Source organism: Pedobacter borealis DSM 19626, assembly GCF_000708285.2.
Classification (GTDB): Bacteria; Bacteroidota; Bacteroidia; order Sphingobacteriales; family Sphingobacteriaceae; genus Pedobacter; species Pedobacter borealis.
In genome coordinates, this window is sequence record NZ_JAUG01000024.1 from 19,563 (window position 1) to 39,350 (window position 19,788).

At 39.4% G+C, this 19,788-nt stretch carries 11 protein-coding genes; 8 read left to right on the forward strand and 3 right to left on the reverse strand.

Going from position 1 to position 19,788, the window contains the following annotated elements; translation table 11 throughout:
• Window positions 1-388 precede the first annotated feature (388 nt).
• From AW17_RS09090 to AW17_RS09100, 3 genes are read right to left on the reverse strand one after another with little or no spacing between them, the layout of a single operon-like run.
• Complete coding sequence (locus tag AW17_RS09090; protein WP_029275820.1) at window positions 389-2,050, reverse strand: FMN-binding glutamate synthase family protein; 1,662 nt, start codon at window positions 2,048-2,050, stop codon at window positions 389-391.
• Window positions 2,051-2,060: 10 nt separating this feature from the next.
• Window positions 2,061-2,315 (reverse strand): Txe/YoeB family addiction module toxin, encoded by a 255-nt coding sequence (locus tag AW17_RS09095; protein WP_029275821.1) that lies wholly within the window; start codon window positions 2,313-2,315, stop codon window positions 2,061-2,063.
• On the reverse strand, window positions 2,308-2,565 hold the full coding sequence (locus tag AW17_RS09100) for a type II toxin-antitoxin system Phd/YefM family antitoxin (protein ID WP_029275822.1): 258 nt from the start codon (window positions 2,563-2,565) through the stop codon (window positions 2,308-2,310). The genes AW17_RS09095 and AW17_RS09100 overlap by 8 nt, the downstream gene beginning before the upstream one ends.
• Window positions 2,566-2,690: 125 nt before the next feature.
• Between AW17_RS09100 and AW17_RS09105 the strand changes: the two genes are divergently transcribed.
• From AW17_RS09105 to AW17_RS09140, 8 genes are all read left to right on the forward strand, one after another.
• Window positions 2,691-3,311 carry an L-threonylcarbamoyladenylate synthase gene (locus AW17_RS09105; protein WP_029275823.1) on the forward strand — a complete coding sequence of 207 codons (621 nt, stop codon included), beginning with the start codon at window positions 2,691-2,693 and terminating at the stop codon, window positions 3,309-3,311.
• Between the two features lie 1,345 nt (window positions 3,312-4,656).
• A complete protein-coding gene (locus AW17_RS09110) occupies window positions 4,657-7,857 on the forward strand; it encodes a SusC/RagA family TonB-linked outer membrane protein (RefSeq protein ID WP_051691719.1) in 3,201 nt (1,066 codons plus the stop codon).
• 25 nt (window positions 7,858-7,882) lie between these two features.
• Window positions 7,883-9,439, forward strand: coding sequence for a RagB/SusD family nutrient uptake outer membrane protein (locus tag AW17_RS09115; protein WP_029275825.1), 1,557 nt, complete (start codon window positions 7,883-7,885; stop codon window positions 9,437-9,439).
• A gap of 891 nt (window positions 9,440-10,330) precedes the next feature.
• Window positions 10,331-10,828, forward strand: coding sequence for a cupin domain-containing protein (locus AW17_RS09120; RefSeq protein ID WP_025142534.1), 498 nt, complete (start codon window positions 10,331-10,333; stop codon window positions 10,826-10,828).
• 258 nt (window positions 10,829-11,086) lie between these two features.
• A complete protein-coding gene (locus AW17_RS09125; protein ID WP_029275826.1) occupies window positions 11,087-11,815 on the forward strand; it encodes an acyl-CoA desaturase in 729 nt (242 codons plus the stop codon).
• A 602-nt stretch (window positions 11,816-12,417) separates the two neighbouring features.
• Window positions 12,418-14,859 carry a TonB-dependent receptor gene (locus AW17_RS09130; protein WP_029275827.1) on the forward strand — a complete coding sequence of 814 codons (2,442 nt, stop codon included), beginning with the start codon at window positions 12,418-12,420 and terminating at the stop codon, window positions 14,857-14,859.
• Between the two features lie 322 nt (window positions 14,860-15,181).
• Window positions 15,182-18,316, forward strand: coding sequence for a SusC/RagA family TonB-linked outer membrane protein (locus AW17_RS09135; RefSeq protein WP_029275828.1), 3,135 nt, complete (start codon window positions 15,182-15,184; stop codon window positions 18,314-18,316).
• Window positions 18,317-18,327: 11 nt separating this feature from the next.
• Entirely contained in the window at window positions 18,328-19,764 is a 1,437-nt protein-coding gene (locus AW17_RS09140; RefSeq protein ID WP_029275829.1) for a SusD/RagB family nutrient-binding outer membrane lipoprotein, read from the forward strand.
• Window positions 19,765-19,788 lie beyond the last annotated feature (24 nt).

Sequence of the window (19,788 nt, forward strand, 5' to 3'; positions counted from 1 at the left end):
GTAACTTGTTTCAGTACAAAGACCCTGAGGTAAATTCAGGGTGATGGCCGAGATGTGAGTACGACCGAATTAATATAAACCTAAACAAATCATGGGTTTGAACAACCGTCCCATCGGGACGCTTCCTGGGTAGCCAATTGTTTAATTGGCGTTTTCGTTCCGTAGGAACGTTTGGTGATTCACCCGTTAATACCTCTTCATTACTGCCCACCTAAACCTGATTGACGCGGATGCCGATTTTTCATCGGCAGTAGCAAAAAGCAGGACTGAACAAACCTAAACACCACTGCCCTTGCTTTCCAAAAAACTAATGAGTTGCCATACGGTAGACTTACGAAGTTCTGCCTACGCTCGGTCTCTTTTTAAACTTCGGAAGTCATCCGCAAATTTATCGTCCATCATCATGCATGCTATCTCCATACGGATTAGCATGTGCATAATCTACCGCCGAAACCTTATAATCGGTTGGGGCAAAACTGGCCGAAGTGCTCAGCGCCATCCCCAGCTCGTAACGCGTTGGGTAAGGTGTTTTTAACAAGCTACCTGCAGGGATATATGGAAAACTCTCTAAATAACTCTGCATTACACTCGGACTCACCCGTCTATTGATATACGCCCTGCTTAACTGATGCGTTTCTCTTAAACCCGCAGCCCCCAATAACTCTACAGCACTGGCCACAGTTAAGTTATGGAAGTTTTTAACACGAACGGTTTTATCTTCTACTACAAGACCTTTCATTAAACTCTGATCTTGTGTAGCCACGCCTGTTGGGCAGGTATTGCTGTTACATTCTAAAGCCTGAATACAGCCTAAAGCGAACATCATTCCGCGGGCGGCATTACACATATCGGCACCAAGGGCGATATTTTTAACCAGATCGAAACCTGTTGCCACTTTACCCGAGGCGATAATTTTAATGTGTTTTTTCAGATCAAAACCATTCAAAACATCGTACACAAAAGCCACACCTTCGCGCAAAGGCATACCTACAGAATTCGAAAATTCTTGTGGAGCAGCACCTGTTCCGCCTTCGCCACCATCAACGGTAATAAAATCAGGATAAATACCTGTTTCTACCATGGCTTTACAAATGGCGTAAAATTCGCTTTTACGACCGATACAAAGTTTAAATCCTACTGGTTTACCTTCCGATAAATCGCGGAGTTTTTTGACAAACTCCAATAAACCGATCGGGGTATTAAATACCGAGTGAGCAGGTGGCGACAATACATCTTTACCTTCGGGCACTAAACGGATTCTGGCGACCTCTGGCGTTACCTTTTTGGCTGGCAGCATACCACCGTGACCAGGTTTAGCACCTTGCGAAAGTTTGATCTCGATCATTTTTACCTGATCGGTTTTTGCCCTTTCGGCGTAAGCATCGTAATTAAAGGTACCATCGGCATTACGGCACCCAAAATAACCGGCACCAATCTGCCAGATTAAATCGCCTCCGGGCTGACGGTGATAATCGCTGATGCCACCTTCGCCGGTATTGTGTGCAAAGTTACCCATTTTAGCACCACCGTTTAAAGCCAGAATTGCATTCTGACTTAATGAGCCAAAGCTCATGGCCGATATATTATAAATACTCGCAGAGTAAGGTTTCTTACAATCCGGACCACCAACAGTAACACGTGGATCTAGGTTTAATTCGTGGTGAGAAATGGCCGCAATACTATGGCTTAACCATTCATAGCCGTTATCGTAAACATTTAACTGCGTTCCGAATGGAATGGTATCGTTATCTTTTTTAGCACGCTGATAGATTAATGAGCGGTTTAACCTGTTATAAGGCGTACCGTTCGTATCGCTCTCTACAAAATACTGGTAAACTTTCGGCCTCAATTCTTCCATAAAATACCTTAAACGGCCAAAAACCGGGTAATTCCTTACAATACTATGCTTGGGCTGATATAAATCGTAAATACCAAGAATTACAAAAGGACCAGTGAAGATGAATGTCCACCATAAAAAGGGATGGTAAAGGCCCAGCATAATGGTTAGGGCAATTAAAAATGCAGCAATTGCGACAAAAGCTTTTCTCATGTTGTTATTGTTAAGTATGATACCTGCACTGTAGGAGGATAATTTTGTTATCTTCTACTTTGTAAACAAGTCTATGTTCTAAATTAATCCTCCTCGACCACCATCCAGAATATTGATGTTTTAGTGGCTCAGGTTTTCCGGTACCTTCAAAAGGTGTGCGTTCGATTTCTTTTATCAAGGCATTTATTTTCTTCAGAACCGATTTATCAACCGATTGCCAATAGAGATAATCCTCCCATGCACCATCAAGAAACAATTTAATCATTATCGATCAAGTCTTGCGCCTTGGCTAAACCATTCTCATAATCTTTTAGTCCCTGCTCAAGCCTAATTGCATTTTTTGGGCTTTTTAACAAATAAAAAGTTTCCTGCATACTATCATAATCTGCTTTAGATAGCACAACGACATCTTCTCCTTTTGCTCGGGTAACAAATAAGGGGGTATGGTTCGTAAAAACCTTATCTAAGTAAGACTTTAAACTTTGCCTGAATGAGGTATAATTTGTGATTTCCATATTAGTGTTAATAATCTTCAAAATTAAAGATAATAAAAAAACTGTACAATTATTTGTACATATTTAGAATATTTATGATTAATGTTATTTAAACAACAAACGCATTAATTTGTTATTTTTACGCTATGCTTATTAAGATTTATCCAGAAAACCCGAACGAAAGAGCCATTGAACAAGTTGTTGAAGTATTGAAAAAAGGTGGTTTAATTATCTACCCAACCGATACCATTTATGGTTTGGGCTGCGATATCACCAATCCGAAAGCGATCGAAAAAATCTGCAGAATACGTGGTATCAAACCCGAAAAGGCCAATTTCTCTTTCATCTGTCACGATTTAAAGCATATTTCTGATTATATTAAACCGATTGACAATACCACGTTCAGGGTCTTAAAAAAAGCACTACCGGGCCCTTTTACCTTTATTTTTAATGCGAACAACAACGTACCCAAATTATTAAGTTCTAATAAAAAAACGGTGGGTATCCGTGTGCCCGATAACAACATTGCCCGTTGCATTGTAAAAGAACTGGGTAACCCTATCCTATCTACTTCGATAAAGGATGATGATGATGTAATCGAATATTCTACCGACCCGGAATTGATCCACGAAAAATATGAAGACCTGGTTGATCTGGTAATCGACGGTGGTTACGGCGATAATGATGCCTCTACCGTAATTGATTGTACCACAGGCGAGTTCGAAGTGATCCGTGAGGGTAAAGGAAATATTGAAGAGTATTTGTAACGATTCCCGCCTGCGTGGGATCCGGTAGCTATCGGATGCCAATCGTATCATAGCGAGCGCCTTAAACCCCTATCCGCCTATCGGCACCTTTCCCCTGAAAGGGAAAGGAAAAAACGGCCTAGCAGATTTTCGCAGGAAAAAGCACGGAAATCTGTGCAGCCCCCCCTCAATACCCCACAGCCCAAGGCAGGATCAAGCGGGCGTGCTGGGATAAGCCAGGGTAAGAGCCTCGATACTGCCGCAATTAAGATTTCCGTAGGTTTTTACAAGAAAAGATGCAAGCCTTGATTTTTGGTTACCTTTTTATCAAGAAAAAGGTAAGAGCCCCTTGGCGGCGGCGAGCCGAGGCAAGACAGCGCCTTAGGGCAAAAGAAATCAATTAAACGTCACTCATATTGATTTTTATACAATAAATTACCCCTCGAAATGACGGTACTCGAGGAGATTTTTATGCGTAGGTTAATTGCTGTCTTTTATATTGATTTTATATAATAAATTAATCTTCAGGGTGACAATTCTACAATTATGATACAGCCTAATTATTTTGTACTATCGTTTTTTATCATGGTCTGATACCGATCTCAATTGCATTTTTTTCAGCATCTATTTTTATTCCTTATAACTCAATAAAAAAATATTAAAAGATTTTATTTATTAAAACAATTCTCAAACTTATTTGTCTTTTAATTTCATTAGTTTGTTTGGTTTAGTTTTATTGGTGGATGCCGGTAAGACAAAATAATTGGCCTCATAGCAATATGGGGCTTTCTCGTTTTAGCGCATTACCCCGCAATTAAAAATAGCAGCGCTGATGAATGTTATCTGAGAGAAACTGATGTTATTTCTTTTGAAAAAAAAACTTAATTTTTTTATCAAATTCTTAAAAATACACTTAAGTAGTTGAGGCATAATGGATTTCGGCCAATCTATTTTTTATTTGCTTTAAATATTTGTTCAAAAATTTTTGCGCCTGTAAAAGTAATCATACTGTAATCGGATTTGTACGATCGAGTAATTCTAATTCTCAAAATAATATTCTTGATTTTGGGATAAAATATTTAATATTGAGTTGATAAATCGTTTTATCAACAACCAAATATGATGATGAGCTTAGGTACATTTACGCCCTGTTGTGCAGTTTATGTCTGTGTAGTTTATTTGTGTGTAGTTTTTAATCCATTTAAAAATACGATCTCCCATCACACAATTGCTTTTAACTCAAGGCCTTCTGATTAAAAATGATGATTTGCCGTCAATTATTTTTATTGAATAATTGATAAAACGTTTTAGCTGATAACAGTTGAATTATATATTATTAACTAACCATTTACTAAACCTAAAACCGATGAAAATCAATCTACTAAAGATTTCAGGGCTTTCCGTGCTTTTTCTGCTCAATAGCCCTGCTTTTTCGATGAATCTGGTTGCTGAAAAATCCGAGGGGTTTTTTGAGCTAAATATGCCTTTAGTGCATATCCAAAACCGAAAAGTAATTACAGGGACCGTATTAGACGAAAAAAACATGCCTATTCCAGGAGTGGGCATCAAAAACATTTCTTCAGGTAAAACTGCTGTAACCGATGAAGCTGGTAAATTCAGTATTGAGGCCAACCCGAACGATGTGATCCGTTTTTCTTATGTGGGATACCAAAATAAAGATGTTACAGTAGGGAACGAAGCGAATATTAGTGTTAAAATGACACCGGCCGAAGCCAATAAATTAGACGAGGTGGTGGTAATCGGTTATGGGTCGGTAAAAAAAACAGACCTTACAGGCTCAGTTGGCGTGGTAAAAGCAAGCGAACTGCAGGAACGTCCGTCTTCATCGCTAAACCAGGCACTAGCTGGCCGTATTTCTGGTGTACAGGTAAACACCAACTCGGGTAGACCAGGTGGGCAGACTAATATCAAAATCCGTGGATTTAGTTCAATCAATACGAGTAACAATCCACTTTATGTGGTAGATGGTGTGGCTTTGCCAGTGGGATCTCAAACACAGAACAGTAACGCTATTGATTATATTAACCCAAGTGATATCGCTTCAGTAGAGGTGTTAAAGGATGCTTCTTCAACGGCCATATACGGTGCAAGGGGTGCTAATGGGGTAATTTTAATCACTACCAAAAAAGGAACAGCAAATTCCCAACGCATTAGCTATGATGCAGATTTTGGTATAAATACATTGGCGGCACACCATGTTAAGATGCTCGATGCCTTCGAGTATGTTAAAGTGCAGGACCTGGCTTATGAGAATATTAAAGTTTACGATCCGGTAGGTTGGGCAGCAGGAAGTTACGCATCCAAACCCGTTCCAAAAGCAGCCAGAATTGCCTTACCTCAATTTTTCGATGGCAATGGAAATCCATTATATAATACCGATTGGTTAAAAGAATCCACACAGAACAAACTTTCGCAAAATCACCAGCTGGGTTTTACAGGTGGAAACGAAAATAGTACTTACGGAGTTTTTGCAGGCTATCGCGATGACCAGGGACTTTTACTGAACTCTTATTTAAAACGATATTCGGGCAGGTTTAATTTCGATAGTAAAATTAAACCATGGTTAAAGGTAGGCGGTAATTTGAGCTACAATAACCAGAATGAAAACATTGTTGATCAGGGAACGGGCGGCTTAAATTCGGTACGTATGATTACAGAAGCATTCCCTTTTCTACCGATTAAACTGGCAGATGGCAAGTGGGGTGATAATAAACTGATTCCATGGGCAGAAGGAGGCTCTAATCCCGTGCACATCTTAACCGATCAAAAATATGGAATGGTTACCCAAACTGCTTTGGGGAGTATTTACTCTACCATCAGCTTTAGCAAAGATTTAGAGTTCCGTACCCAGTTAGGGGCCAATATTGTGAGCCGTAACATTAACGAGTACAATGCCAAACAATTATACGGTATTTCTGATGGACAGAATGGAACAGCTAACGTAACCAACGACAGGGAAACCTTCTGGTCACTGGAAAACTATTTAACCTATAACAAACGTTTTGCCGAATCGCATGCCATTAATGCTTTATTGGGTATTTCTTGGCAGGCCACCAACTTTTTTAGCAATACCAGCCATGCCGAGAATTTTGTAACCGATTTTTACGGAAACAATAACATGGGCTCTGGAAGTAAATCGATTACGGTGGGCTCTAGCCGCAACAGATCTGCTTTTAACTCTTATTTTGGAAGGTTAAACTATGCTTTTAAAGATAAATACCTGGTTACATTTACGGGTAGGGTAGATGGGTCGTCCAAATTCGGAGAGAACCATAAATTCGCCTTTTTCCCTTCGGCAGCATTGGCCTGGAAAGCCTCAGATGAAGATTTCCTTAAAGGAAACAAAACCATCTCTAACTTAAAACTAAGAACCAGTTATGGTTTAAGTGGTAACTCAGAGCTTCCTGCTTATCAGTCGCTCGCCACATTGGTTAATAACTCCGCTATTATTAATGATAGTAAGGTAACCGGTATTGGTATCGGCAGGTTGGCCAATCCGGATCTGGTTTGGGAAAAAACAGCACAGGTTGATGCGGGTTTAGAATTAGGCTTGTTTAATAACCGCATTAATTTAGAGGCCGATCTTTATTATAGAAAAACAACCGATATGTTATTGGATGCCCCGGTTCCACGTACCACAGGATACTCGGTGATCAGAAAAAATATCGGGTCTATGCAGAACAAAGGTTTAGATTTAGGGATTAATACGGTAAACGTACAAACCGACAATTTTACCTGGAAAACCAGCTTCAATATCTCCCTTAACCGTAACAAGGTACTTTCTTTGGCTACTCCTGATGATATTTTTGGTGTGGGTAACCCAAATTTTACTAATCAGACTGGTATTATTAGGGTAGGTGAGCCTGTGGGTTCATTCTGGGGGCTTGTACGTTTAGGAACCTGGAGCGAGGCCGAAAGGGCAGAAGCAGCCAAATATGTAAGTTACCGGGGTGGTAAAACTTTGCTTCCTGGCGATATTAAATATTTAGATGTAAACGGCGATCATGCCATTACAGATGCCGACCGTCAGATTATTGGTAACGGAACGCCGAAAGGCTGGGGCTCGTTTGGTAACTCATTCCGCTATAAAAACTTAGAGCTGATTGTAGAACTTCAATATTCTTATGGAAATGATGTGTTGAATATGACCCATCACTCGGGTGAAGACAGACAGGTACAGGCCAATAGCTTTGCCAGCGTATTGAATGCCTGGACTCCTCAGAATCAAAATACACCGATCGCCGCAATCAGGGATCAATCTGCCGGATATGTTACCAACGTGGATACCCATTGGTTAGAAGACGGTTCTTTCATCCGTGGAAAAAACCTTTTACTAGGTTATACTTTTGATAAAACACTTGTCGAAAAATTACGCTTAAGCAAACTTCGTGTTTATGCATCTGTTCAAAATTTCTTCCTGGCAACCAAATATACAGGTAACGACCCTGAGGTAACTACCTATGGAAATGCATTTGCACAGGGTCAAACATTTTTCGATTATCCAAAGCCAACTACTTTCATGGTAGGTTTAAACATTGGATTATAACATTAACTAAAGAAAGGATATCAACATGAAAATGAACATAAAAAATATCGCTGCTTTGTTGTTGCTAAGCAGTGCTATAATCGGAAACTCGGGATGTAAGAAGTTTTTAGATGAAACAGATCCCACCAATCTTTCGCCAAATAGTTTTTATACTTTACCAGAACATGCGGAAGCTGGTATTGCTGCTGTTTATGCGGAGATTCGGTTTATTGGAAACGGTGCCGGTATTTATTCCAACAACTGGCAGATGCTTGATGCGCCAACCGGCATACAATCTACCGAAACAGCACAAAACTCAGATCTGAACAATTTGTATTCATTAATTTATGATGGAACAAATCTGCATGTTAACCAAAACTGGAACGGATTTTATAAAGTGATTGCACAAGCTAACCTGGTGTTGGATAAAGTTCCGGGCATTAACCCGATGGACAATGCACAGAAAAAAAGGATTTTAGGAGAGGCTGCTTTCATCAGGGCATGGGCCTATTTTTACCTGGTACGTTTATGGGGCGATGTGCCTTTAATCACTAAACCGATTGCAAGTCCTAACGATCCCAATTTTTCTCCTTCCCGTACACCACAAGAGCAGGTGTATAAACTCATTGTTGATGATCTGGTTGCTGCAGAAGCGGCAGGTTTGCCTTTTATGGATGCAAGTGGCCGTGTTTCTACAGCAGCAATTAAAACTGAATTGGCAAAAGTATATTTAACCATGGCCGGGCAACCCCTTAACAAAGGAGCAGCTTATTATAAATTGGCTGCAGATAAGGCCAAAGAGGTAATCGATTATTCAACCGGGAATCCTGCATCACTTGGCTTGTTCCCTGGTTATGGAGCCCTTCACGATGCGAAGAATGACAATAAAGTAGAGCATTTATTCGGAATCCAGTACAATGACGCTGCCGGATCTGGTAACCCATTACAGTCTTCATATCTACCTTTACACCAGCCATTGGTTTCTAAAATTGATGGCATTGGAACGGCTATTCCAACCGCAGGTTTTTATGGTTCGTATGAGGCGGGAGATTTAAGGGCTAAAAACAGAGAAGGTTATTTCTTTACCGATTATTATACCGATGGATTTAAAATGCCGTTGATTAACCGCGGTAAGCCTTATGTTTTTAAACACTTCGATCTGATTGCAAATGGAACACTGGGTGTAGAAGGTACCAGCAGGAGCGATCTGAATATTCCACAGATCCGTTATGCCGAAACCTTATTAATTTATGCCGAAGCACAGAACAGGGCAGATGGTAGTCCGAATGTTGCTGCCTATACTGCGATAAATGCAGTACGAAAAAGAGCGCAATTGGCTGATCTTGCAGGTTTGAGCCAAACACAGTTTGAAGAAGCCGTTTGGAGAGAACGCTGGCACGAACTGTGCTATGAGGGCGTTACCTGGTTTGATATGGTGCGGTTACGTAAAGTGTACAATGAAACCACCAATGGTTTTGATAATTTTGTTGGCCACATTAATAAAAGTGTAAACCAACCTTTGCAAGCCAAACATTTATTGTTCCCGATTCCTACTTCAGAAATCAAAAACAATCCTAACCTGACTCCAAATCCAGGTTATTAAACAACAGTATCTATTATTTCTAATGGTTGGTGTCACCCGACCATAAATAATGTTTTAACAAAAAAACGGGTGCCTGGATCTTTCGGATACCCGTTTTTTTCTTAGATGGTAGAACGCTAATAGAAAAAAGAATCTTAATGTATAATTTTCTGTGTATCAGTGCTTCCGTGGCAAATATTCTCTTTAGCAGATGGGAACACCAATCAAATAAACAAAGATCCTTCATTTCAGTTACCAATGACAGATTTCTAAAATTGCGCGTCATTTCGACTGGAACGCAGTGGAATGGAGAAATCTTTGAACTACGTTAAAAGATTTCTCTCCGAAGGAACTCCTTTGGAACACTGCGGTCGAGAGGACAATTACTCTTGCGGTCCGTCACCCTGATCCGATAGTTATCGGATTTGTTCAGGTAGCGGTTAACTTTTTATTATAGTTTTTCACCATATAAGAAATATAAGAACATATAAGGCATTGAGTTTATTATGTAACTTATATGTCTTATGTGGTTTATTGAAATTGCCCTCGAGTTATCTAAGCCCCGTGGCCACCACTAAAAACGTACTAAAAAGATCTGTGTCTATTGTTCCATCTGTGATTAATGAAGACAATAAAGTATAACCTCAAAATTAATTACATCATTGTAAATCCAATCTGATGCAAAGGAGGTATCGCAATGTTAAAAAGGGTTTTGTCAGCAATTTATAGCCTTTAACTTATTGTATGGGCCGATTTTACCGTAATTCGTAAATTGAGTTTAAAAAAATAAAAGACGTGAAGGGGCTTTTTTAATTTATTAGGCTTATTTTTGCGGCAAATTATAGAACCACACAGGGAGATTAATTAATGCCTGTGAACCTCGACAATCATTAGAAAACTAATATTTTATCAATGACAAACGACAAAAAAGAAATATTCGAAAGCGTAGCACAACGTTTAAAAATTGAAGGTTTTAATGTAGTAAACCGCGATGAAACACGCCCTTGGGGTGGTTTCTTTGTAATAGACGAAGCACAGGCGCAACAATTTGCCGATACTTATTTTGATGGATTAAATGTTGAAGACCTTAAAATTGGCGGTAAATTAAGTCCAAAAATTTTAATCGTTGCACCAAATACACGTCTTTCGTGGCAATATCACCACCGCAGAGCCGAAATCTGGCAGGTGGTAACCGGTACTGTTGGCATTAAAACCAGCCAAACTGATGAAGAAGGTGAAGTGAAAAAATATGCTCCAAAAGACCAGATCAAATTACAACAAGGTGAACGCCACCGCTTAATCGGTTTAGAAGATTGGGGTGTTGTAGCAGAAATATGGCAACATACCGATGCTTCAAACCCATCAGATGAAAGCGATATCGTACGTGTTCAAGACGATTTCGGTAGATAATAAATAATTTAAAAAAGAAGAGGTTGTACCATAAAGACAATTTAAGGTCAAATGATGTCATGTTGAGCCTGTCGAAACACCTTAAAGCGTATTTTAACAGGTCCTTCAACAAACTCTCCACAGGAGCCCTTTGGACAGGATGACAAATCTATATATGATACAACCTACTCTTTTGTCTAAACGCTTAATTTAAAGCGTTTTCTACTCGATTAAAACTAAACGCCCTCAAAATACGTTTTAAAGCATACACATCCTTACATGATTATCTTCATTTTTTTTCTTTGCCATTGGTTTTTATCCCTGTTTAGCCAAACCTTTTTCCTTCACCGTTACTCGTCGCACAAGATGTTTAAAATGGAGCTTTTTTGGGAGCGGTTTTTCTATCTGATATTGCTCATCTCGCAAGGCTCTTCATTTTTAAACCCCAGGGCTTATGCTATCCTTCACCGGATGCACCATGCCTATAGCGATACTGAAAAAGATCCGCACTCTCCACATTTTTTTAAGGATGTTTTCGGGATGATGATTGCAACAAAGAACATGTACATGAATTATCTGCAATTTAAAATACAGCCGGAACCAGCTTTCCAGGGGAATTATCCTGAATGGCCAATTGTGGATAAGATTGGAAACTCATGGGCCTGGAGAATTGCATGCGGACTATTTTACATTGGTTTTTATGTTGCTTTTGCCAACCACTGGTGGCTGTTTATTTTATTGCCGATCCACTTTTTGATGGGCCCTTTACATGGGGCAATTGTAAACTGGTGTGGTCATAAATATGGCTATTCTAACCATGATAATGATGACCATAGCAAAAACTCATTACCTTGGGATTTCTTATTAATGGGCGAGCTTTTTCAGAACAACCACCACAAAAAACCAAACAGTCCTAACTTTGCTACCAAATGGTGGGAATTTGATCCAACCTATCCGGTAATGAAGGTATTGCACTGGATGCGTATTATAAAAATTAGAAAGGTTTAAGGGAAGACTAAAGCTCAAAGCTAAGTGCTCGTCATACTATTCCGAATGTTCGGGATTTATTCCATGGTCTGTGCCCTCACAGACCATTTATTTTTTTCTGTTTGGTTCACTAAACTAGCCATAGCTTTTTTTCGCCACGGAAACACTGAAATCACGGAATTAATCTTTACAATTTGTCATCCTGTCGGAGGACTGTCACAAGTTTCATTTCATGGTTTTTGCTGCTAGATTTTGTTTTTTGCACAGTTTTATGTTAGCTAAACGTTACAGAAGCGAACACTATTCCCGATTTAGTCTTATCGTGTGGACACATCTTTTTTGAGGTTAATTTCAGCATGACGATCGCCTTAGGGATGAGTAAAGCGGATGGTAGGGCTATCGGAACCGATATGCACAGAAACCTGCTTTCCAATCAAGAAGAAAATTGAAGACATCTAATCGTTTTTAGTACGTAAATGCAGAAACGTGGAATTGATTATTCCTTTTACCGATAAAAGCGTAGTGTTTGCCGAAAAATTGATAGAGTTAGTGTAAAAAGTATAGCTTATAATTGTAACAAAATGCAATTTGCGTAGACTAATTACAAAAGACTAACTCTTAACATGAAAAAACTTCTACTACTTACCTTCATCCTTGGAATATTTTTTACCGCGCATGCCCAGTTTACTGGTGGTGGCCTTGGTGGGGGACCAAAAAAATCTACCGTTACCGGACGTATTACCGCAACTATTCTCGATTCACTAACTAAAAAACCAATTGATTACGCCACGGTATCGTTGATTACTGCAAAAGATAACAAATCTGTAAATGGTGGTGTAACCGATGGAAAGGGAAAATTAAGCTTACAAAATGTATCGCCTGATTCTTATAAGCTAATGATCGGTTTTATGGGCTACAAAACAAAATCTGTTTTGGTTACCACTACGCCATCCAAACCTGATAATAATATAGGTACAATTTATATTTCATCAAGCGAAAATACGTTGGCAGATGTGCAGGTTCAGGGAACAAAAGCGGTTATCGAAAATAAAATCGATAGAATGGTTTATAACGCAGAAGCTGATGGTACAAACGCTGGTGGCGATGCTACTGATGTAATGCGTAAGGTGCCAATGCTTTCAGTCGACCCTACAGGAAATATTCAACTTCGTGGTAGTGCTGTGCGTGTTTTAATTAACGGTAAACCATCAGGAACTATGGCCAGCAGCGTTGCTGATGCCTTAAAAATGATTCCAGCAGAGCAGATTAAAACGGTTGAAGTAATTACCAGCCCTTCTGCAAAATATGATGCTGAAGGTTCAGGTGGCATTATTAACATCATCACCAAAAAATCAAATGCACAGGGTGTGAGTGGTTCGGTTAATGCTGCTGCAGGAACTCGCCAGAATAATGGTTCATTTAACTTAACGGCAAAAACGGGCCGTTTAAGTGTTAATACAAGTTTGGGTACAAATTTAGCTTATCCTCAAAAATCACAAACTGAATTTATCACCAATACAACCTACCTAGATGGTACAACAAATAATATTTCGCAAAGCGGATTTTCTAAATGGAGCCGCAACGGATATAATGGTAGTGTAGGTTTGGATTACGATTTTAATGCTTATAACAATATTAGTACGACAGCAAAGTTTAATAGTTTTTCTAACGGAGGTCCGAGTGAAACAAATTATATAATCAATAATTTGAAAGCATCTAATATTGGAGATATGGGTATGACTTTCAGGAACTTAGACTGGAATGTTGATTACCGTAAAACCAGTAAAAAAGAAGGAGAGGAATTCTCTATATCAGCACAATTATCAAAAGGTAGAACACCGACGAGTTTCAGTAATTTGCTTACTTCAGCTGCTTTTCCATCGGGTTTACAAACAATAAGCAACAATAGCGGTAAAAATAATGAATATACCTTTCAAACAGATTATACTTACCCGTTCAACAAAAAAACAACTTTAGAAGTTGGTGCAAAAGCAATTTTACGCGATATACAAAGTCAGTTTGATAACACTGCGCAAGATTTTGAATATAACCAAAATGTGGGTGCAGCTTACGGTGTAATCAGTTTTGATTTAACTAAAAAATTAAAATTTAAAGGTGGAATTAGAGCTGAGTATACCCGCATAGATTTTAATACGCAAAGCAGTGGTATTCAGAAAAATGATTATTTGAACTTATTTCCAAGTGCAATTATTTCGCAAAATTTAAAAGGTGGTGGTACGATAAAACTAAGCTACAACCGTCGTGTGCAAAGACCGTCGCAATCTTTTTTAAATCCTTTCCGTAACGAAAGCGACCAATTTAATATTTTGCAAGGTAATCCTCAATTAAACCCTGAGCTAAGTGATAATTTGGAGTTAGGATATAATACTTTTATTAAAGGGTCGATAATTAGTGCATCAATTTTTTACCGTCGCACAAGCGATGTAATTGAGAATTCGATTTCGCCAATTACCGAAAATGGTGTAAATAAGACATTAACTTCTTACATAAATGTTGGTACTGCTCCCGTTTATGGATTTAATGTTTTTGCATCTTACAATCTTAAGCCAAAATGGACTTTAATGACAAACTTTTCAGGAAACACATATTCGGTAACTAATAACGAAACTAATGTTAATACGGGTACCTTCTTCAACTTCAACTGGTACGTACGCTCAGCATATGGGTTTGGTAAAGGTTATAACTTTGAGTTGTATAACGTAATAACTTCTAAAAGACGCACTTATCAAGGTGTTACAGACCCATTTTATATCTATGGCGCATCCATAAAAAAAGAACTGTTTAAGAAGAAAGGAAGCATTGGTATAGGTACCTTGAATCCATTTACACGAGACCTACATATAAAAACAATTAATAACGCAGTTAATCAAAAAGGCACAATTTATCAGAGTCAAAACATTTATTATCCATTGCGTAATTACACATTAAATTTTAGTTACACTTTTGGTAAACTTAAATTTACAGAAAAGAAAAAGATCAAAAACGATGATGTGAAACAAGATCAGCAACAAGGAGGTGGAATGGGCGGTGGCGTTCAGCAGTAAAACCCAATTTAATATACATTTTAGGCCTTTTCGATTTCTTTCGGAAGGGCTTTTTTTTCTTTCATGTCCCTATTTCTTTTCTGTAAAAGCGTTAAAGTCACGCTAACCAATTTTTAAGTAGTAATATTTTTGAATAATTCAGCTTGTAAGGCGGTTTATGCGTTTTTTGTTGATGTTTTTTGCAATATTTTGCAGGATGAAGGGTGTTTGTGTAAAATTTTGCACGAAATACAGCCTTATTGATCATGTTTTGTGCGTGTTTTTGGTGCTAAAAATGTTATATTGCATATAACTAAAATCCTCTAAACTAAACAATTGTGATATGAGAAAAATCTTTACCTCACTTTTTTTTCTTTTTATTTTACTGATTGGCCTATCCGCAATGGCACAGGTAAAAACAATAACAGGAAAAATAACCGCTGTTGATGATGGAGGCCCATTACCCGGAGCAAGTGTAAAAATCAAGGGCAGTACAACAGGTACCTCCACCGATGCCAATGGTAGCTTTACCATTCAGGTACCATCAACCAACGCTGTACTGGTAATCAGTCTTATTGGGTATAAAACGAAGGAAATTACTGTTGGCAGTAAAACAACAGTTAATGTAGGGCTGGCTGCGGATGCACAGGAACTACAGGAAGTAACCATTTCAACCGCACTGGGCATTACCCGACAGGCCAAATCTTTAGGTTATGCTGCACAATCTGTAAAATCCGAAGACCTGAATTATAATCACCAGCCTAACTTGCTTAATGCATTACAAGGTAAGGTTGCAGGTGCTACAATTTCAAGCACTGGCGGTGGCCCGGGCCAGGGAGCAAGTATCCGGATCAGGGGAGTTAACTCTATTGACCCTAACATTTCTGGCGATCCTTTATATGTAATAGATGGAGTGCAGATTGATAACTCTACCTCTACAGTCGGGGCTAATCCCGATGGAACCGCATATGGTTCAAGAGGGGTAACCAATAGGGCTTCAGATATTAATCCCGAGGATATTGAAACCATCAATATTTTAAAGGGAGGTGCCGCTACCGCACTTTATGGATTAAGAGGCGCAAATGGTGTTGTGGTAATTACCACTAAAAGAAGCAAGCAGAATGGCGTTAGCGTTAATTTTAACAGTAGTTACGGCTATGATGAAGTGTTGAAATCGCCGGATGTACAAACAGAATATACTCAAGGCGTGTTGGGTGTTTATACCAACCCTCCAGGCGGAATTGGACCGGCATGGGGGCCAACCATTGCCGAGGCGAAACTGATCGATCCGACTCACCCTGATCAATTATTCAATAACTACGACCGTGCTTTTGGTACAGGTCAGCAGATTAAAAATTCGATTTCGGTTACCGGAGGAAGTGAAGCGATTAAATTTTTCTCTTCTGTTTCGCAGTTGTACCAAAAAGGAATGATGCCAAATACCGATAACAAAAATTTCTCGGGACGTTTAAATACAGACTTTACCATCAGTCCAAAATTTAAGGCCGCTGTAAATATGAATTTCACCAATTCTGGCGGATATAGTTATAGTGCAGACCGTTTTGGCGAAAGTTTGGCTTATTGGTCGCCGCGTTATGATGTGGCAGATTATCAGAATGCAGATGGTTCGCAAAAATACTTCGGTACCAATAATCCAATCTGGGGTACAGCAAACAACAGATTTAAAGGTGATGTTAACCGGTTTATCGGTGGGGCAAGCCTAAGTTATGACCCCGTAAAGTGGCTTAATTTTTCTTACCGCTTAGGGATAGATACGTATAACGATAACCGTGTGCGCACTGCCCGCGGACCGATGTATGCTACCGAGGCCATGTACGATAATGCTCAGGGTTTTTATGGTGAATACAATACCAAGTTTAGAACCATTAACAGCACTTTCGTTGCCACTTTAACCTCTAAACTAACAGATGATATTACCGGGACTTTAAGGCTTGGACAAGAGCTTTACGACCGTAAATCGAAAGAGATCGGTACTTTGGGCAGTATACTTGGTGTATACGATTTCTTTAATTTGGCTAACGCGGGTGTACTTACCCCAACGCAGACCCTAAAACAGAAAAGACTGATCGGTTATTTTGGAGAAGCGACTTTTGACTACAAAAACTACCTTTTCTTAACCGTAACCGGAAGAAATGATATCACTTCTACACTGCCAAAAGCAAGCAGATCATTTTTCTATCCTTCAGCAAGCTTAAGTTATGTGTTTTCCGATCAGTTTAAGTTGCCTGCCGTCATTAGTCAGGCCAAGTTGCGCTTGTCTTATGCAAGGATTGGAAAGGATGCATCTGAGTATTCTACCTTTACCGGATATTCGCCTTATACTTCGTTGCCAACCGGAACAGGCGGTTTAACCATTGCGCAAAACCTTGGCAATCCCGATCTTCGGCCAGAGTTTACCAATACCTATGAGGCTGGTTTAGAGATGTCGTTCTTTAAAAACCGTTTAGGTTTCGACTTTACTTACTATTATTCATTAAGCAAAGATCAGATCATCCAAACGCAGATTTCTTCGGCAGTAGGTTATGTAACGAAATCAATCAATGCAGGCGATATCAGGAATAGGGGAGTTGAGTTGGTATTGAATGGTAAACCAATTGTATCAAAAGATTTCAGGTGGGATGTAAATGTGAATTTTTCGGCCAACAGAAACATGGTATTGAGTATGCCTAACGGAATATCGGAAATTGTTTACGGTGCCGCAAGAGGTTATGGCAATGCGGGAGTAACGATGAAACTGATCCAGGGACAGCCATATGGCAATATTTATGGCAGCTATTTTAACCGTTATTATGGAAGTACGCCAGAAGATCCGATGGTACTGGATAAAGATTTTCCATTGCTGATTGGAGCAAACGGATTCCCAAGCATTTCAGGTGGCAAGCAAAAATTACTGGGTAATTCGCAGCCGAACTATATCATTGGTATGGGCAATACTTTCAAATACAAAGATTTCAGCTTAAATGTATTGTTTGATGCGCGTTTAGGATTTGAGAAATACAACTGGTTAGAAGATTTTTATTCGGCCTTTGGATTGCCTGATTATACAGCAGATAGAAGAACAGTGCGGGTGTTTGACGGGGTTTTGGCCAATGGACAACCGAACACCAAACCGGTTTATATGGGGCAGCGGATCGGACCAGACGGGGTTGATTATGGCGAAGGGTATTACCGCATTTACTACCGGAACGTTTCTGAGCCTTTTGTAAGCGATGCCTCATGGGTACGTTTACGTTCTGCAAGTTTAACGTATAATTTACCGGAGAACTGGTTGCCTGCAAAATCAATCAAAAATGCTTCACTATCCGTTACCGGAAATAATTTATGGTTATGGACGAAATATTATGGTGTAGATCCCGAATCGAGTTCTTTCGATTCGGGTAGTAATAATGATGGCTCTGCCGGATTTACCTATCCATCTGCCCGTACAATTATGTTTACACTTAATGTTGGTTTTTAAATAGAATTACGATGCAAAAGATTATAAAATATACATGGTGCGCAGCTTTAATTGCAACACTAGGTTTGCAGAGTTGTAAAGACGATTATTTTGATAAATTGTCTGATAATCCGAATCAGGTTCCAGTGCCAACACTCAATGCATTGTTGGCTACATCAACTTACAAAATCGGAAATAACAATTACCTTATTGGGAGTATTGTTGCCCCTTATGTGCAATATACCGCCAATCCTTCAGCCAATGCGGCCGGAGATACCTACCAGGCAATTGATTTTACTACCACCTGGGATGCGCTTTATTTTGCAATGGCCGATGCTAACGAAATGAAAAAACTGGCAGTTGCACAAGGCTCCAGCGAGTATAAAGGTGTAGCCGATGTAATTATTGCCTATAACCTTACCTTGGTAAATGATTTATGGGGAGATGCTCCGTTTTCGCAGGCTTTCGACATTAACAACCTTAAGCCAAAATATGATAAACAACAGGAGGTATATAACCAGGCTATAGTACTATTGGATGAAGCCATTGTTGAGCTGGCCAAAACCAATGCAACAGTTAAACTGGCCCCTACAAGCGATTTAATTTATGGAAAAACTCCTGCCACTGAAAGGGCAAACTGGTTGAAAATGGCTTATGGTTTAAAAGCCAGATTATTGAACAAAATAAGTAAAACAAGTTCTTATAATCCTACAGCAGTATTGGAAGCACTGAGTAATTCCTTTACAGCAAATGCAGATGATGCCGGAATGGCTACTTTTAAAGAGCGTAATCCATGGGCTAACGTAGCTTTGTCTAATTCGCAGCAATCGCTGGGTGGATGGCTTTCTGAGCAGTTGATCGATGCGCTAAAAGGTACAACTTTTCCAGGTGTGGTAGATCCGCGCTTGGAAAAGATAACTGACAAAACGGTGAATAACACTTACATCGGAACCGTAAATGGTGCAGGTAACAGGTTGCCTGGAGCCAATACCACTAAAGATGAGTGTTATATCTCGAGTAACTCCCCATGGACCAGCAATACTGCTCCAATACTGATTGTTACCTATGCAGAGCTGAAATTTATTGAAGCTGAAGCTTATTTCGATACCGATAAAACTAAGGCTTATGCGGCTTATTTGGCTGGTATTAGCGCCAATATGGATAAATTAACGGTTTCGACTACTGCAAGAGATGCTTATCTGGCCAATCCTGTTGTTAATGTTGGTGCTGCGGCCTTAACAAAAGATCTTATTTTCAAAGAGAAATACATTGCAACCTATTTAAATCCTGAGGCCTGGAACGATGCACGCAGATATGATTATAAATATAAGGATTTTACACTCCCGGTAAATGCTGCATTAACTGATTTTATTCGCCGCCTGGATTATCCCCAGGGAGAAAGAAGCAAAAATGGCGCAAACGTGCCTGCTGATGTTCCAAGAACAACCAAACTGTGGTGGGATCAGTAACATTCTTATAAAAAACAATAATCA

Bases quoted from the DNA above. Each gene is read 5' to 3' on its own strand.
- AW17_RS09090 (WP_029275820.1), bottom strand. From the start codon at position 2,050: ATGAGAAAAGCTTTTGTCGCAATTGCTGCATTTTTAATTGCCCTAACC.
- AW17_RS09095 (WP_029275821.1), bottom strand. From the start codon at position 2,315: ATGATTAAATTGTTTCTTGATGGTGCATGGGAGGATTATCTCTATTGG.
- AW17_RS09100 (WP_029275822.1), bottom strand. From the start codon at position 2,565: ATGGAAATCACAAATTATACCTCATTCAGGCAAAGTTTAAAGTCTTAC.
- AW17_RS09105 (WP_029275823.1), top strand. From the start codon at position 2,691: ATGCTTATTAAGATTTATCCAGAAAACCCGAACGAAAGAGCCATTGAA.
- AW17_RS09110 (WP_051691719.1), top strand. From the start codon at position 4,657: ATGAAAATCAATCTACTAAAGATTTCAGGGCTTTCCGTGCTTTTTCTG.
- AW17_RS09115 (WP_029275825.1), top strand. From the start codon at position 7,883: ATGAAAATGAACATAAAAAATATCGCTGCTTTGTTGTTGCTAAGCAGT.
- AW17_RS09120 (WP_025142534.1), top strand. From the start codon at position 10,331: ATGACAAACGACAAAAAAGAAATATTCGAAAGCGTAGCACAACGTTTA.
- AW17_RS09125 (WP_029275826.1), top strand. From the start codon at position 11,087: ATGATTATCTTCATTTTTTTTCTTTGCCATTGGTTTTTATCCCTGTTT.
- AW17_RS09130 (WP_029275827.1), top strand. From the start codon at position 12,418: ATGAAAAAACTTCTACTACTTACCTTCATCCTTGGAATATTTTTTACC.
- AW17_RS09135 (WP_029275828.1), top strand. From the start codon at position 15,182: ATGAGAAAAATCTTTACCTCACTTTTTTTTCTTTTTATTTTACTGATT.
- AW17_RS09140 (WP_029275829.1), top strand. From the start codon at position 18,328: ATGCAAAAGATTATAAAATATACATGGTGCGCAGCTTTAATTGCAACA.